Source organism: Xanthomonas sp. 3498, from assembly GCF_014199795.1.
Lineage (GTDB): Bacteria > Pseudomonadota > Gammaproteobacteria > Xanthomonadales > Xanthomonadaceae > Xanthomonas_A > Xanthomonas_A rydalmerensis.
The window spans coordinates 150,495-167,021 of sequence record NZ_JACHOH010000002.1 but is presented as its reverse complement, the minus strand read 5'-3'; the positions used below and the strand labels follow the sequence as shown (position 1 = coordinate 167,021).

The window sequence follows — 16,527 nt, the reverse complement described above, 5'->3', positions numbered from 1 at the left end:
AAGGCGCCACAAGGGCGCCTGCTCGGACAGCCTTGGGCGGGAACTCAAGCGAGGGCGGTGGTAGTGCTCATGTCGCACGCTCGGCCGGCGTCGCCGCGGGCCACCCAGGTCCAGATCAGGTGATTGGGACGATGGTAAACCACTCTTTTTCAAAACGATACCTTTTGGCAACCGCCTGAGGCCCGCGAAGAAAGGACGCCACCACCCTTCTCGCTGCAGCGCAGCAAGAGCTGCAGCAGGCGCCATGGCATGCTTCGACCACGTTTTCTCCGCAACGGACGCGCCATCATCAAAGGCAAGGCCACATCGCTGGACATCGCCTACCTGGCAGGCGTATCGCAACCCACGGTCTCGCGCGCACTGCGCGGCAGCCCGGCGGTCAATGAGCAGACCCGGCGCAAGATCCTGGCGATCGCGCGCGAGCTGAACTACAAGGTCGACAAGCACGCCTCCAGCCTGCGCCTGCGCAATGCCGGCACCCTGGCGCTGCTGTTCTTCGAAGATCCGACCACCGACGACTCGCTGATCAACCCGTTCTTCCACTCGATGCTGGGCTCGATCACCCGCGCCTGCGCCCGCCATGGCTACGACCTGCTGGTGTCGTTCCAGCAGTTGTCGGACAACTGGCGCGCCGACTACGGCGACAGCCAGAAGGCCGACGGGCTGATCCTGCTCGGCTACGGCGACTACCTGCAGGCGCAACAACGGCTGCAGCACCTGGTCGACCAGGGCACCCATTTCGTGCGCTGGGGCGCGGTGCTGCCCGGGCAGCCCGGGGTGTCGATCGGCAGCGACAACTTCCAGGGCGGGCACGACATCACCGCGCACCTGCTGGCGCAGGGCCGCCGCCGCGTCGCCTTCCTCGGCGACGCCTCCAACCATTACCCCGAGTTCCTGGAGCGCTACCGCGGCCATCTGCAGGCGCTGCACGCGGCCGGCGCCGAGGCCACGCCGGCACTGCAGGTCGATGCGATCACTACCGAGCAGTCCGGCTACGAGGCCGCCCTGGCCCTGCTGGGGCGCGGCGAGCGCTTCGATGCGCTGTTCGCCGCCAGCGACCTGATCGCGATCGGCGCGCTGAAAGCCTTGCGCGAGCACGGCCTGCGCGTGCCCGAGGACGTGGCCCTGGCCGGCTTCGACGACATTCCTGTCGCCGCCAGCGTCGATCCGGCGCTGTCGACGGTGCAGCAGGACACCAAGCTGGCCGGTGCGGTGCTGGTGGACACCTTGCTGGCGCAGATCGCCGGGCAGCCGGTGAGCAGCCGCACCCTGCCGGTGACGCTGGCGCTGCGCGGTTCCTCGCTGCGCAGTTGACATTGCCGGCCTGCGTCACGGCAGCGCATCGGCCTGTCAGCTGCCTGAGACGGCCGGAACCCGACGCGAGGTGCCCACGCCGGGTCCTGCAGGCAGGCGCGACGACGCAACGCCTGCCACGTCGCGCTCAGGGCGTCGGCGCAACCCCGTCCTTGGCCGCCATCAGCCAGCGCAGCCGCGCACGCAGGTCCGGGCGCACGATCGGCGCATCGGACAGGAACACGCGCACGCCATGCGCCGGCACCTCGGCGCGCAGGACATCGGCGACCTAGAGCGCACTGCCGTCGAACCCGTCGCGCCAGAGACGGGACTGCAGGATGTCGTGCTCCTCGGTCACCCGCTGCAGCTAGGCCTGGAGCCGACGGATCTCGGCCGAGTCGCTCGGCGCAGGCGCCGGCCGCCGCCTTTCTTCGCTGCCTGCACCCAGCCGTACAGCGTGTGTGGGGGGCACCGATGCGAAAGGCGACGTCCACAACGCCGAAGCCGCACGCGATCACCTGCTTCACCGCCCCGGTACGGAACTCATCCGTGCACGGCCTGTTGTCGCCGCTCGTCAACACCTCGGCCATCGCCATCGACTATGCCGCCCCGCTGTCTACGGCAGGCCCGCCGGTCCGCGCTATACAGTCCATCTGCTCGGATGCTCCGCTCGGATGTGCAATTCCATTTCAGGGGGAATGAAAATGACTTTTGCCACCAGGCTCTTCAAGAGCGGATCGCGCATGCGCGCATTGGGATATGCCCTGTGCCGCGTCTCGTTCGCCACCGCAGTCGCGTTGCAAGGGGCTGTCGCTCAAGCCGATACGCCTCCGACCATCACCTACCTAAACACCTCCAGCAATCGCGGGATCACTCAAGACTGGGATTACGGCTACTACAAGGCCACTTGCGGCGTTACCGAAGCCTTGCTGGGGGTGAGCGAATTTACCGACACCGGCAACGGCAACCTTGCGTTGTGCGCGCCCTACTCTCAACCGGGATCCGTCAGTTCGCTCAGGGCCTACGTCACCACAAAGAGCGGCCCGGACAAGCGCGGCTATGCGCGTCATGGCGATTGGGCTCCGAGCTACACCAAGGTCGAATGCGGCCTCGATCAGTACGGCGTCGGGATCAGCCAGAGCACGGCCAGCCCCCGCGTCGCCCACGGCATTGCCTGCGTCCAAGGCGCGACCGGCACCGATACCTCGGGTATCACCACGGTGCGGCAGATGGACAACAACAGTTCGATGGGCAGCGCCACCTGGGGCGACTGGGATCCCGGGAAATACAAGGGGCAATGCATCGATGGCGAGAGCATCGTCGGAGCAAGTTTCAGCCCCACGACCGGCCGCCTTCACTCGATCCTGTGCCGAGGGCCGGCAACGCTGCAGATGCTCTACCAGACCTCAAGTGGTTCAGGTGTGGCCGTTGCGACGTTGAGCGAACGCGGGACGACGCCAACGGTCCGCAGCCTCGGCGGACTCAGCCCGGCAACTGGAACGGCACCGGTCGTTACCAACTTCCAAGGCGTTGTCTATGCGCTGTACGCAGCGTCGTCCAACCAGCTATGCCTGGCGCAATCCACCAATCGGGGGCTGACGTACGCCACCCCCAATTGCCTGTCGCAAGTCAGTATCGGTGATACGCCGGCAGTGGCGGTCAACAACGGCACGCTCTATGTGGCTTACTCATCCACTACCGGCCCGCACCGTCTCATGGTGGCGAGCTCGACTGACGGTGCCACTTTCAATGTGACATCGTATGACGCCATTACCCTTGACGCCAGCCCGGGGGTCGCTGTATTGGACGGCGTGCTGTATGCCGGTTATGTAAAGTCGAACAAGGTATGCGTCGCCTCGTTACAGTCAACCCAGCGGGTCACTAACGTCTGCCAGTATTCGGCCAAGAGCCAGCCGGTGGGCATGACTGCCGCCTTTGGCAAGCTGTTCGTCACGTACGCCAAGACCACAGGCAATGTCGCATTCATGGTGTCCGACGATCCGGCGAACGTTCCGTTCGATGGCTTCTATTGGAGCGAATATTCGACGGCCGATTTAATCGCACCGGTGTTCTATCACGGCAACCTCTATCTCCTGTTCAACGACGTGACGGCCGGCGCCAAGGCTTTGGTTTCGGTGGACGGAACGAAGCCCACGTGGGCCACGCAATCGACCACCGGCATGTCGGCAACCGGCCCGATCGGCGCGATCGGCACCAATGTCGCCGACACGGTGCGCGGGGTCCTGTTCGCCGTCTACGGCGACATGCCCTACAGCGACTCCGACGCGACGCTGCTCAGCTCGACAATCCTGCCCGGATTGAGCAGCAGCGCCAACGTGCCATTCATTCTGCACGTGGGGGACGCCGGGCGCCCGTATGATGGGACGGGAACCAATCCCTACGACTCCTGCAGCGATTCCTTCCGTTCCGCGACCGTGCAATCGTGGTGGGGCGTCAATCAGCAGCTCGTGTTCATGCCTGGCGACAACGACTGGACCGACTGCAACACGGAGCGCACCCCAAGGTCCCGGCTTGATCCGTTGAAGGAGTTTGCGAAGGTCCGGAGCATCTTCGCCGGCAACGTGTCCCTCGACGCGCCGCGCTACGCCACCGACGGCCTGAATGTCGGTCAGCCTGCCTTGGCCCAGACCTGGGTCTCCAACGGCGTGCTCTACCTTGGCCTGAACATCGTCGGATCCTACAACGGGTACGTACCGAGCACGGCAACCAATGCCGCCGCTCGCAATGCAGAAGCATCGACGCGCGAAGCGGAGACCTTGACCGCGATCACCAACGCTGGCGCAGCCATGGCGTCCAATCCAGGCCTCAACGCCCTGGTGGTGACCTTCCATGTCGATCCGTACACGAACGTCAACAGCAGCGGAGGCACTATCGTCGATTGGACCTGCGGCCTGACCGACAGCACGGGGCGGCAACCCTACAAGGGGATTTGCGCCAATCTGGCGTCGGTGGCAGGATCGATCGGCAAGCCGATGCTGGTCGTGCACGGCGATACCGTCGCTCACTGTTTCCGCCAGCATCCGACAAGTTCCAATCTCTGGGTATTGAACGCTCCCGGCGATTTCGTTCCTGGCGTGGATCTCGTCTCTTTCAACCAATCCAACGCTTCGGCTCCGTTCTCGGTCGTCACGATGACCAACAGCGCAGGAAGCGTTCCAAGCACGTGCAACTACACGCCTGCGAGTCCGTCCGAAGCCTCGCAGGAGCTGGTTTCAGGCTCGACGGGGACTACCGTGCAACCACAACACATCGAGCCCTGAAGCACTGACGGATCGCATTCGCGGAACAGCCATCTTCCAAGGGAAAGGCATCAAGCGATTCAAGACGGGTCAAGGAACCGCACAAAAACCGGCAATCATTGCCCCGGCTCCACGCCGTCCTTGGCCGCCATCAGCCAGCGCAGCCGCGCGCGCAGGTCCGGGCGCACGATCGGCGCATCGGACAGGAACACGCGCACGCCATGCGCCGGCACCTCGGCGCGCAGCGCATCGGTCACCTCGCTGGCGCTGCCGTCGAAGCCGTCGTGCCAGGTGCCGGGCTGCAGGTAGCGGCGCACCTCCAGCGTGCGTGGCGCGTCGCTCTTGTTCAGCAGCACCAGTGCGGTCTGGGTGCTGCCCGCGTGCTGGAACACCCGGTAGAACACCGCCTCGTCGCCGGATAACTGCAGGTTGAGCTGCAGGCCGCGCTGCAGCGCGGGGCTGCGCTGGCGCAGCGTGGCGATGCGTCGCAACGGCGCGAAGATCGGGCTGGATGGCGCGGCGTTCACCCGCGCCTGACCGAAGTAGTTGCGGTTGCCGGCGTGCTCGGCGCGGCCGCGCATGAAGCCGGTCTCCGAGCCGTAGTAGATCACCGGGATGCCGCGCGCGGTGAACAGCCAGTTGTGCGCGTCGATGAAGCCGGCGTCGCTGGCATCCAGCCGCGCCATGTCGTGGTTGTCGTAAAAGGTCATCAACTCGTACGGATTGGCGTACGGGCCACGCTCCAGATACAGCGCCGGCTGCAGCGTCTCGTAGCCGCGCTGGGCGTGGCCGAACGTCGCCGCCAGCGCCTGCTTGAGCGGGAAATCCAGCACGCTGACGCCGGCATTACTGGCCCAGGTGTGGCCGGCGATCTTGTGCGCGTTGTAGTCGAAGTCCTCGCCGAACATGAACATGCCCGGGCGCTGCGCACGGATGCGGCGCACGAACTCGTGCCAGAAGCTGTCCGGCATCCAGCCGATGGTGTCGATGCGGAACGCGTCGGCGCCCTGCCCCAGCCACTGCGAGTAAGCGCCGACCAGATACTCCATCACCGCCGGATTGCGCTCGTTGAAATCGGACAGTTGCGCCAGGTTGCCGCCGGTGTTGTAGAACGCGTGCAGCGGGTTGTGCGCCGGGTCCAGCTTGGACGGCGGCAGGTTCTGGTGGTCGGCAATGAGCTTGCCGTCGCGGTCGAACACCTGGCCGAACATCGGCTGCCGCTTGGGCATGGTCCAGGCCGGCGAGCCGTGATTGCCGACGATGTCCAGTACCACCTTCAGTTGCTGCGCGTGCATGGCCTGGGTGAAGCCGGCGAAATCCAGCCCCGGGCTCGGCAGATGCTCGTCGAGCTTGTAGAAGTTCACACCCCAGTAGCCGTGGTAGCCGGTCTTGCCGCGGTCGCTCAGCGAGCTGCCCCAGGTGATCGGCTTGCCGCCGGTGAAGGCCTCGTCCGGGTTGTCGACGATCGGGGTGATCCACACTGCGCCGAAGCCCAGGTCGCGGATGTAGCCGGCGTTGTCGACCACGCCCTTGAAGTCGCCGCCGAGGTAGCCGATGTTGTCGCTCTCGCCCGGCGGCGCCGGGATCGGGATGTCGAAGGTGCGGTGCGCGCCGCCCTGGTCGCGATGATCGTTGCCCGGGTCGCCGTTGACGAAGCGGTCGGTGACCACGAAGTACACCGCCTCGCTGGCGAACGGCTCCAGCGTGCCGTAGAACTCCTCCTGCGCAGGCGCCTGCGCCTGCGCCGACCCAGCGCAGGCACCCAGCAGGGCCAGCGCCAACAACGACATCCGATCGATCATGCGTTCGCTCCCGAATCCGACGGCACCCACAGCACGCACAGCGCCGCCACCAGCAGGCTGACGCCGCCGATCGCCAGCGCGTACAGCGGCCGGCCATCGAGCCAGTGCGTGAGCACGAAGCCCAGCACGCTGACCGCGACCAACTGCGGGATCACGATGAAGAAATTGAAGATGCCCATGTACACGCCCATCTTCGCCGCCGGCACGCTGTCCGACAGCAGCGCGTAGGGCAGCGACAGGATCGACGCCCAGGCGAAGCCCACCCCGACCATCGACAGCAGCAGCCACTGCGGGTCGCGGATCCACAGGAACGACAGCAGGCCGGCCGCGCCCAGGCACAGGTTGAGCAGGTGGCTCACGCGCAGCCCGCAGGCACGCACCAGCAGCGGGATCGCGATCGCCGCCAGGGCGGCGAAGCCGTTGTAGGCGGCGAACAGCACGCCGACCCAGTTTGCCCCCTCGTTGTACGCGGCCGAGGTCGCATCGTGGGTGCCGTAGTGGGTCTGGGTGACCGCGGCGGTGGTGTAGATCCACATCGCGAACAGCGCGAACCACGAGAAGAACTGCACCCAGGCCAGGCGCCGCATCGCCTGCGGCATGGTCTGCAGGTCGCAGACGATGGCCGCCAGCATGTGCCCGCGGCGCAGGCGTGGTGCCATGCCCTGCAGCACGCCGTAGCCGAGGCACAGCCCGGCCAGCACGTACAGCATCCTGTCGCCGCCGCTGAAAGCGATCGCCGCCGCCCCGGCGATGCCCGCGGCGCACCACAGCGTCGCGGCGACATCGGTGTGGCGCGGCTGCGTCGCCGTGGCGGTCGGCGTGGCGTCGTCGAAACCGTGCAGATCCTCGGGCGGATATTCGCGGGTGCGCAGCACGGTCCAGCCGATCGACATGAACAGCACCGCGCCGCCGAGATAGAACGCGTAGCGCACCGTCGCCGGCACCTCGCCGGAGCCCGCGGTGTTGCTCACCCCCCAGTGCGCCAGCAGCCACGGCAGCATGCTCGCCACCACCGCACCGACGCCGATGAAGAAGCTCTGCATGGCGTAGCCGCTGGCGCGCTGGCGCGCCGGCAACTGGTCGCCGACGAAGGCGCGGAACGGCTCCATCGAGATGTTGATCGAGGCGTCCAGCACCCACAGCGTCCCGGCCGCCACCCACAGCGCTGGCGAGTTCGGCATCACCAGCAACGCCAGCGTGGTGAGCAGCGCACCGACCATGAAATACGGCCGGCGCCGCCCGAAACGGTTCCAGGTGCGATCGGACAGGTAGCCGACGATGGGCTGCACGATCAGGCCGGTCAGCGGCGCAGCGATCCACAGCCCCGGCACCTGCTCCATGTCCGCGCCCAGGGTCTGGAAGATGCGGCTGGCATTGGCGTTCTGCAACGCGAAGCCGAACTGGATGCCCAGGAAACCGAAGCACATGTTCCAGATCTGCCAGAACGACAGCGCCGGCTTGGCGCGCGGCACGGCGCTCATGGGCGCTCCTCGATCGGGCCGGCCGGCGCGATCAGCAGCGCGGCGACGTCGGCGGCATTGACCACGCCATCGGCGCCGCCCTGGCCGCCGGTGTAGCGCGCGAAGTGCTGCAGCGCGCTCATGTTCTGCGCCGGCAGCAAGCGCGCGACGCACCGTTGCCCGGCCTGCAGCGCGAACACCGCCGCCGTGGAGGTCTGCTCGCCGACGCTGTGCGGCATCACCAGCGGCTGCGATTGCGGCGACGCCGCTCCGCACTGCACCTGCAGGCGCTTGACCGCCGCGGTGACACCGGTGTTGATCGGGCCATGCGCATTGACGTAGCGCAGGCTCAGCCGGTACGCGCCATCGTGCGGCACCGTCCAGGCCCAGTCATCGGCGCCCTCCACGCGCACCACGTCGCCGACGCAGACGGTAGGGCTATGCAACGACTCCCAACGCGCGCTCTGCCGGGTCAGGCTCAGGCATTGCACGCGCTCGGCCAGCGGCAAAAGCACGCCGTCGGCGCTGCCGGGTCGCGCCTGCCCATCGACGTACAGCACCGTGTCCGCGGCCGCCTGCACACGCCAGCCCTGCGCCTCGCGCCGCACCTGCGGTGCCGACGGCGCCAGCGGCGCGAAGGCGTCCGCGGCCGTGAGCATTTGCAATGGCGCGCTGCCGCTGCGGCGCGCGACCAGGTCGACGGTGGTCACACCGTCCTGGGTGCGGGTCTCGCCGGCGACCAACAGGTCGCCTTGCAGCTGCTGCGGCCTCCGCAGCACGATGCGTCGGTCCTTTAGCTGCAATGCGATCTCCTGGCGCTCGCCGAACAGCAGCGGCACCAGGCTGGTCGGCAGCTTGGGCAGCACGCGGCCATCGTCCTCGAGGCCGAACACGCCCTCGATCACCATCGCCAGGTAGCCCGCCACCGACCACAGCTGCCGCGGCGAATTGACCACCGGGCCGCTGAGCGGGCCGTCGTCGACATGCGCGGCCTGGCTCAGGAATTCGTAGTTCTCCATGTTCGAGCCGGCGAGCGCGGCGCCGCGCAGCAGCGAGCGCACTTCCAGATCGATGCGCGCGCTGTCGTCGGTATGCCGCGCCGCGCGCAGCGCATAGGCGCTGACGAACGGCCAGATCGCCCGATTGTGGTAGATCGGCACCTCGCGCTGCTGCGGCCACACCACCGGGCTGCCCGCCTCCACCGCGGGATAGCGGGCCAGCGCCTGGCGTGCGCGCTCGGCCGGCAGCACGTCGGCCAGCACCGCCAGCGACAGGCCCAGCAGATCGTAGCTTTCGTAGCGCACCGGATGCTCGGCCGTGCCGATGTAGCTGACGTAGGTGCCGCGGTCCTCGCGCCAGAAGCGCTGCGCGATCGCCTTTCGCAGCGCATCGGCCCAGCCGGCATAGCGCGCGGCCGCCTGCGTGTCGCCCTGCTCCCGGGCCAGGCGCTCGCCCAGACGCAGCGCCTGGTAGTGCAGCACGTTGGTCGACAGCGCGAAGGAGCTGGCGATGAAGCCGACGTCGTCGCGGGTCCAGGCCGGATAGGTCTGCTCGCGCCAGTCCAGGAAGGAAGTCTCGCCGCGGTACAGGCCGATGTGCGGGTCGAACGCGAACGCGCGGTCCTGCGCCAGCGTGGCGGTGAGCGCGGCACGGGTGTCGGCGGCGAAGCCCGGTTCGTCCAGCAAGTGACGCGCGGCCAGAAACCACACCACGCGGTCGCTGCTCACCGGCCAGCTGCCGCCGGAGCCGGTGTCCTGCGCCACGAATAGCCCCGGCAGCGCATCGGCGCCGCGCATCGGCGACAGCTTGAAGCGCAGCGAGCGCCGCGTGCGCTCGGGATCCAGCCGCGCCAGGGCCAGGTCGGCGGCATAGCTGACATCGCGGGTCCACACGTAGGGCCAGCGCTCGCCGGTCTGGTAGCAATCGCACGGCAACGGCTTGCCGTGATCGAACGCCGGGTCACGGATCGCCTGGACCTGATCGTCGCGCAGTTCCTGCTGCGCCAACGCGAACAGCGCATCGAACAACAGGCTGTCGGTCTCGCTGCGCAGCGGCTGCACCGGCAGCGTGCGCGTGCCCTGCGCCGCGTGCAGCACGAAGCCGCCGTCGGCGGTGGCCTCGGCCTGCGCGGTCTGACCGCGCCATTGCAATGACGTCTGTCCAGCAGACGCCGACGCCGCAGCACCCAAGGTGGCGGCCAAGCAGATCATCTTCAGCATCGAAGCGGCAGACCGGCTCGCACCGATCGACCTCCCTCCCTCTTTGCCTGCATGGTGGAAGCGCAGGCCGGCATGCCGGCGCTGCGGTCGCCGCCTCCGCATCGCGGGGCGCTGCGGACATGGTAGACGGGCAGCACCGCGGCGCGTGTAGTTGCATACGTATTCATCGCCGAGGCCTCCGGCTGCAACGAACCGCCTCGCTATAGTCGTTGCGGTGCCACGGTCGCCTTGGGAGGGGATATGCCGCTGCTTCACGCCTCATTGCGCCTGCGCCCGACGCAGCGCCTGCCATCGTGGCTGGCGACGCTGCTGCTGTGCATCGCCCCTGGACTGCAGGCCGCACCGCAGACCGTGGCCAGCATCGATTCGCCGGACAAGATCCTGCGCGTGTCCGTGCAACTGGACGACGGCCGCCCCAGCTATCGCGTGCAGCGCCTGGGCGAGCCGGTGATCGGCGAATCGCGGCTCGGCTTCCAGTTGCGCGATGGCAGCCTGGATCGCGACCTGGCGTTGCTGGACCAGCGCAGCCGCAGCGTCGACGAAACCTGGGAACAGCCCTGGGGCGAGCGCCGCTACGTACGCAATCACTACAACGAGCTGCGCGTGGACCTGGGCGAGCGCGGCGGCCGCCAGCGCCGCTTCGCGGTGGTGTTCCGCGTCTACGACGACGGGCTCGGCTTCCGCTACAGCTTTCCGCAGCAGGCGGGGATGCAGGAGGCGGTGATCGACGAGGAGCTCACCGAGTTCGATATCGTCCCCGACGCGACGGCCTGGTGGATTCCCGCCGGCGCTCCCATTCACTACGAATACCTGTACAGGCGCACGCCGCTGCGCGAAGTGCCGCTGGCGCACTCGCCGTTCACCCTGCGCAGCCAGGACGGCCTGCACCTGGCCATCCACGAGGCGGCCCTGGTCGACTACGCCGGCATGTGGCTGCGCCGCGGCGAAGGCCAGCGCCTGCATGCGCAACTCTCGCCGTCGGCGGAGGGCTGGAAGGTCCGCCGTCGCCTGCCCTTCGACACGCCGTGGCGCACGCTGCAGATCAGCGACACCGCCGGCGGCCTGGTCGATTCCAACCTGATCCTCAACCTCAACGAACCCAACGCACTGGGCGACGTGAGCTGGGTGCACCCGGCCAAGTACATCGGCGTGTGGTGGTCGATGCACTTGAACCAGGAAACCTGGGCGCGCGGCCCCAAGCATGCCGCCACCACCGCCAATACCCGCCGCTACATCGACTTCGCCGCGGCGCACGGCTTCCGTGGCGTGCTGGTCGAAGGCTGGAACCCCGGCTGGGACGGCAACTGGGTCGGCAATGGGTACGACTTCGACTTCACCCACGCCACCGCGGACTTCGACATCGCCGCGCTCAGCGCCTACGCGGCGAAAAAGGGCGTGCACCTGATCGGCCACCACGAGACCGGCTGCGCAGTGGAGCACTACGAAGACCAGCTCGATGCGGCGCTGGATCTGTACGCCCGGCTGGGCGTGGACACCTTCAAGACCGGCTACGTCTGCGACGACGGCCAGGTGGACCGGCGCAATCCGGCCGGCGGCCCGCTGTGGCGCGAATGGCACGACGGCCAGTTCATGGCCCGCCACCATCTCAAGGTGGTGCAGGAGGCGGCCAAGCGCCATCTGTCGGTCAATGCCCACGAGCCGATCAAGGACACCGGCCTGCGCCGCACCTACCCGAACTGGCTCTCGCGCGAAGGCGCACGTGGCATGGAGTACAACGCCTGGGGCGAGCCGCCGAATCCACCGGAGCACGAGGTCAATCTGGTGTTCACGCGGATGCTGGCCGGGCCGATGGACTACACGCCCGGCATCCTCAGCCTGAAGGGCCGCGGCGGACGCGCGATTCCGAGCACGCTGGCACGGCAGCTGGCACTGTATGTGACCCTGTACAGCCCGATCCAGATGGCGGCCGACCTGCCCGAACACTACCTGCAGCACCGCGACGCCTTCCGCTTCATCGAGGACGTGGCAGTGGACTGGGACGACAGTCGCGTGCTCGACGGCGAGATCGGCGATTACGTGACCATCGTGCGCAAGGACCGCCACAGCCGCGACTGGTTCCTCGGCAGCATCACCGACGAGCACGGCCGCGTGCTGCCGATCGCGCTGGGCTTTCTCGAACCGGGCGTGCGCTACCGCGCCGAGATCTACCGCGACGGCGACGCCGCCGACTACCAGCACAATCCGTTCGACTTCGCCCGCGAACAGCGCCAGGTCACCAGCCGCGACCAGTTGCAGCTGAAGCTGGCGCCTGGCGGCGGCCAGGCGATCCGTTTCGTCCCGCTGGATCCGGCGCCTGCATCTGCCGGCTCGGGTGCGCCGCGCTAACCGGGCATCTTGGCGGATGCAGTGCCGCCAGCGGTACACCGGCGGCGACTGCGCTCTTTGCTTGGCCCTCTTGCCTGGCCACTTCCTCGTGCGCCAGGCGTCGCGCCAGTGCGCACGAAAGGACAGCGCCGTTGCACGCGCCGTTGGCCTGGATCTGCCGCGCTATCAGCGCCATGGCCGGATAGGTCCACGCGTTCACGCAACCGCTACATCCCCTGCTCACGGCACCCGAGCATCCACGACAGTCGACATCGGCTGCAGAGCGCAATGCACGTACCCAACGGCACCGGCTTAGCGCCAAGCGCACGACATCGCGATCCTGAAAGCGCTTCCAATGCGATGCAGGCCAGTGAATACGTATGCAGCGGACGTTCGCGACGAAGCCGCGTGTCTACCATACAGCGCAATCGCGACACCGCCCTGCGGCTGCGCGACACGCATATCCGGCCGCCTCGCCGGTTCAGACATTCGCAAGACAACATTGCCTGGGAGGGGAAAATGTTGAACCACAAGCGCAACGCGCTGACGCTGGCGCTGGCCGTCGCGATGACGCCGATGCTGGCCGCCGCACAGTCCGATACCACCGCCGCCACGCCCAACAATCCGGTGACCGAACTGGACAAGGTCCAGGTGACCGGCATCCGCCGCGGCATCGAGAACGCCATCGCGATCAAGCAGGACTCGACGTCCATCGTCGAGGCGATCTCGGCCGAGGACATCGGCAAGCTGCCGGACGTGAGCATCGCCGAGTCGCTCGGCCGCCTGCCCGGCCTGGCCGCACAGCGCGTCGCCGGCCGTGCCCAGGTGATCAGCGTGCGTGGCCTGTCGCCCGACTTCGCCACCACCCTGCTCAACGGCCGCGAAGTGGTCAGCACCGGCGACAACCGCAGCGTCGAGTTCGACCAGTACCCCTCGGAACTGGTCAACGGCGTGACCGTGTACAAGACGCCCGATGCCGGCCTGGTCGGCCAGGGCCTGTCCGGCACCATCGACATGCAGACCGTGCGCCCGCTGAGCTTCCCGGATCGGGTGATCGCGATCAGCGGCCGCCTGCAGAAGAGCTCGCTCGGCAAGGCCGCCGACGTCGACGCCTTCGGCAATCGCTTCAGCGCCAGCTACATCGACCAGTTCCTGGACAACACCCTGGGCGTGTCGATCGGCTATGCCCACAGCGACATGCCGATCCAGGAGAACCAGGTCGGCCTGTATGAGCCGTGGACGACGCAGAACACCGACAGCGGCAGCCGTCCCGGCGTGGCCCCGGGCACCTACTTCTCCGACGGTATCAAGGCGCTGCGCCGCACCGGCAACAACAAGCGCGACGGCGTGATGGCGACCGTGCAGTTCCGTCCGTCCAGCAGCTGGACCAGCACCTTCGACGCGTTCCATACCGAAGCCGAGCAGATCGACACCGCCAATCAATTCGAGGTCAATCTCAGCAACTTCAATGGCGGCTACACGCCCGGCCTGCTGATCAGCAATCCGCAGGTCGACGCCAGCGGCAGCTTCACCGGCGGCACCGCCAGCGGCGTGTATCCGCTGGTGCGCGGCATGTACAACAAGCGCAAGGACAAGATCGACGCGTTCGGCTGGAACAACGAGTTCAACCTCGGCAGCGTGCGCCTGATGGCCGACCTCAACTACTCCAAGGCGACGCGCAAAGAGCTGAACCTGGAAAACAACCTGCAGCTGGTGCCGATGCCGCAGTTGGACACCGTCGGCCTCGTGGTCAAGCCCAATGGCTTCTCGCAGATCACGCCCGGCCGCGACTACTCCGACCCGAACAACCTGTTCCTGACCAACACCATCTACGGCTCCGGCTACGGCAAGGTGCCGGAGGTCGAGGACCGCCTGAAGGGCGGCCGCCTGGCGGCGACGCTACCGGCACCGCAGGCGCTGACCTGGTTCTCCGACATCGACGTGGGCGTCAACTACGCCGACCGGCGCAAGCAGAAGACCCAGGCCGAAGGCAACATCCTGCTCGGCGCGCAGGGCGACACCAACATCGCCAGCGACCTGCAGTACGACCCGGTCAACCTTGGCTTCGCCGGCATCGGCACCATCCCGGCCTGGAACGTCCCGGCGGCAGTCTCGCGCTACATGAGCTTCAACCCGGTCACCAACCTGGACTATCTGATCCCGAAGTCCTGGACCGTGCAGGAGAAGATCACCACGGCCTGGCTGCGCGCCAACATCAACACCGACATCGGCGAGGTCGGCGTGCGCGGCAACATCGGCGTGCAGTTGCAGCACGCCGACCAGAGCTCGCAGTCCAGCTACTTCGACCAATCGCGTCCCGCCGGCCAGAACGTGCTGCCGATCGATGCCGGCAAGACCTACAACGACTGGCTGCCGAGCCTCAACCTGGCCTTCCTGTTCCCGCACCAGCAGACGCTGCGCTTCGCCGCGGCCAAGCAGGTGGCGCGGCCGCGCGTGGACCAGATGCGCGCCGGCCTGGACTTCGGCGTGGATACCTCCACCGGCAAGCCCGGCGGCAGCGGCGGCAATCCCCTGCTCGATCCGTGGCGTGCCAACGCGCTGGACCTGTCGTACGAGAAGTACTTCGGCGAGAAGGCCTATGTGGCCGCCGCGGTGTTCTACAAGGACCTGAAGAGCTACATCTACACGCAGTCGCGCGACGATTACGACTTTTCCGCCCTGCTCGCCAGCTATGTGCCCCCGCCGGGGATGACCGTACCGGTGCAGACCACCGGCACCTTCTCCTCGCCGCAGAACGGCAAGGGCGGCACCCTGCGCGGCCTGGAGCTGACCGCCTCGCTGCCGCTGGACATGCTCAGCGACAGCCTGCGCGGCTTCGGCGTGCAAGCCAGCGCCACCTTCAACGACAGCGATATCAAGATCGTCGATCCCGAGAGCGCCTCCAGCGTCGGCTCGGCGCCGATCGACCTGCCGGGCCTGTCCAAGCGCGTGTACAACCTCACCGCGTATTACGAGCACAACGGCTTCGAGGCGCGTGTCAGCCAGCGGCGCCGCTCGGACTTCATCGGCGAGATCGGCAACTTCAACGGTAACCGCACGCTGCGCTACGTGGTCGGCGAAAACGTCACCGACGCGCAGGTCAGCTATACCTTCGCCGACGGCAGCACCCTGGCCGGGCTGAGCCTGCTGTTGCAGGCCAGCAACCTGACCAACTCGCCCTACCGCACGTATGCCGGCACCAAGGATCGCCCGCTGGAATACGTCGAATGGGGACGCACCTACATGCTGGGCGTGAACTACAAGTTCTGAGTCCCGCGTAAAAGGCTGTAGACGACGCCCGCCGGCGTACCCGGCGGGCGTTTTCATTGGGCGATTGTCGCTTGTATACGTCGAATGCCGCGGAGTCCCGGGAGGCACCACGATAAGGTCAGGGTCGCGCGGAGCGGCGGCGTTTTGTCGATTGCGATCAAACCGAGCGGTTTGGAGGGCCCCCGACCTTTTCGCCTGCGAGAAGATCCATACAAGGCGATCGTGCGTTAACTGATGGAGATCTCGCCTCCAACGAGGTTCCCAACAGAAAGCCGAGAGAGCGCGGAATGGCTCGCGTCGCAGGGAAAAGCTACATCTCGTGAAAGCATAGGCCAATCCTCCAGCATGCGAGGAAGCGTCATGCCTGGACAGTCAATGCTGAATTCCGAGCGACCGCCTGACCGCACCACAGGCGATGCATCCGCGTCGACTCGATGCTGCGGCAACTGATCGAGGTCAGCGCCCCCATCATCAACGACGGGCCTCAGCAGGGAGACCGCGAACCAAGAGCTGGTGGCCTCGCCGGAAAAAGCGGCGTTTCAGGCCACAAAGGTCGGCACGCAGACGTGGAGACCTTGCCGCGATTCCACCATCGCAGCGATGACGGCGGATTCGTAGCCGCGTAGCCCAGATCGGCAGTGCGGGGAGGAGGCGGCGGTCTGTCGTGTGGAGCACCAAGGCAAGCCTCTGAGCTGACGTTGGTGCCAGGACAGCGCCATTGTCGGCTCGGCGACGACGCGAGCGCTGACGACCGCACGCACCCGCTGCGAAAACGGCACGATCACCGCAACATGCCTACAGACACTGGAATTCCGAATCGATCAGTGTCGTTCAATCGAGCGCCAACGCTGCCTCGGCACGCATGAGGCCCTATCCGCGACGCGATGCACAACGGACT

General features: G+C 67.1%; 7 protein-coding genes. 4 read left to right on the top strand and 3 right to left on the bottom strand.

Features of this window, described 5'->3' with window-relative positions:
• Positions 1-249: 249 nt before the first annotated feature.
• Entirely contained in the window at positions 250-1,314 is a 1,065-nt protein-coding gene (locus GGR66_RS05675) for a LacI family DNA-binding transcriptional regulator (RefSeq protein WP_160967332.1), read from the top strand.
• A gap of 683 nt (positions 1,315-1,997) precedes the next feature.
• On the top strand, positions 1,998-4,574 hold the full coding sequence (locus GGR66_RS05670; RefSeq protein WP_184447574.1) for a hypothetical protein: 2,577 nt from the start codon (positions 1,998-2,000) through the stop codon (positions 4,572-4,574).
• Positions 4,575-4,669: 95 nt separating this feature from the next.
• On the opposite strand, the gene GGR66_RS05665 is transcribed toward GGR66_RS05670, so the two are convergent.
• Genes GGR66_RS05665 through GGR66_RS05655 form a run of 3 tightly spaced genes read right to left on the bottom strand, consistent with a single transcriptional unit; the run spans position 4,670 to position 10,034 of the window.
• Complete coding sequence (locus GGR66_RS05665) at positions 4,670-6,343, bottom strand: alpha-amylase family glycosyl hydrolase (RefSeq protein ID WP_184448076.1); 1,674 nt, start codon at positions 6,341-6,343, stop codon at positions 4,670-4,672.
• Positions 6,344-6,351: 8 nt separating this feature from the next.
• Positions 6,352-7,836 carry an MFS transporter gene (locus GGR66_RS05660; protein WP_184447573.1) on the bottom strand — a complete coding sequence of 495 codons (1,485 nt, stop codon included), beginning with the start codon at positions 7,834-7,836 and terminating at the stop codon, positions 6,352-6,354.
• Entirely contained in the window at positions 7,833-10,034 is a 2,202-nt protein-coding gene (locus GGR66_RS05655; RefSeq protein ID WP_184447572.1) for a Six-hairpin glycosidase-like protein, read from the bottom strand. Before GGR66_RS05655 ends, GGR66_RS05660 begins: the two co-directional genes overlap by 4 nt.
• Positions 10,035-10,274: 240 nt before the next feature.
• Between GGR66_RS05655 and GGR66_RS05650 the strand changes: the two genes are divergently transcribed.
• Positions 10,275-12,380, top strand: coding sequence for a glycoside hydrolase family 97 protein (locus tag GGR66_RS05650; protein WP_184447571.1), 2,106 nt, complete (start codon positions 10,275-10,277; stop codon positions 12,378-12,380).
• Between the two features lie 498 nt (positions 12,381-12,878).
• Complete coding sequence (locus GGR66_RS05645; protein ID WP_184447570.1) at positions 12,879-15,629, top strand: TonB-dependent receptor; 2,751 nt, start codon at positions 12,879-12,881, stop codon at positions 15,627-15,629.
• Positions 15,630-16,527 lie beyond the last annotated feature (898 nt).

Excerpts from the sequence above, each read along its gene's own strand:
- GGR66_RS05675 (WP_160967332.1), top strand. The coding sequence starts at position 250 with ATGCTTCGACCACGTTTTCTCCGCAACGGACGCGCCATCATCAAAGGC.
- GGR66_RS05670 (WP_184447574.1), top strand. The coding sequence starts at position 1,998 with ATGACTTTTGCCACCAGGCTCTTCAAGAGCGGATCGCGCATGCGCGCA.
- GGR66_RS05665 (WP_184448076.1), bottom strand. The coding sequence starts at position 6,343 with ATGTCGTTGTTGGCGCTGGCCCTGCTGGGTGCCTGCGCTGGGTCGGCG.
- GGR66_RS05660 (WP_184447573.1), bottom strand. The coding sequence starts at position 7,836 with ATGAGCGCCGTGCCGCGCGCCAAGCCGGCGCTGTCGTTCTGGCAGATC.
- GGR66_RS05655 (WP_184447572.1), bottom strand. The coding sequence starts at position 10,034 with ATGCTGAAGATGATCTGCTTGGCCGCCACCTTGGGTGCTGCGGCGTCG.
- GGR66_RS05650 (WP_184447571.1), top strand. The coding sequence starts at position 10,275 with ATGCCGCTGCTTCACGCCTCATTGCGCCTGCGCCCGACGCAGCGCCTG.
- GGR66_RS05645 (WP_184447570.1), top strand. The coding sequence starts at position 12,879 with ATGTTGAACCACAAGCGCAACGCGCTGACGCTGGCGCTGGCCGTCGCG.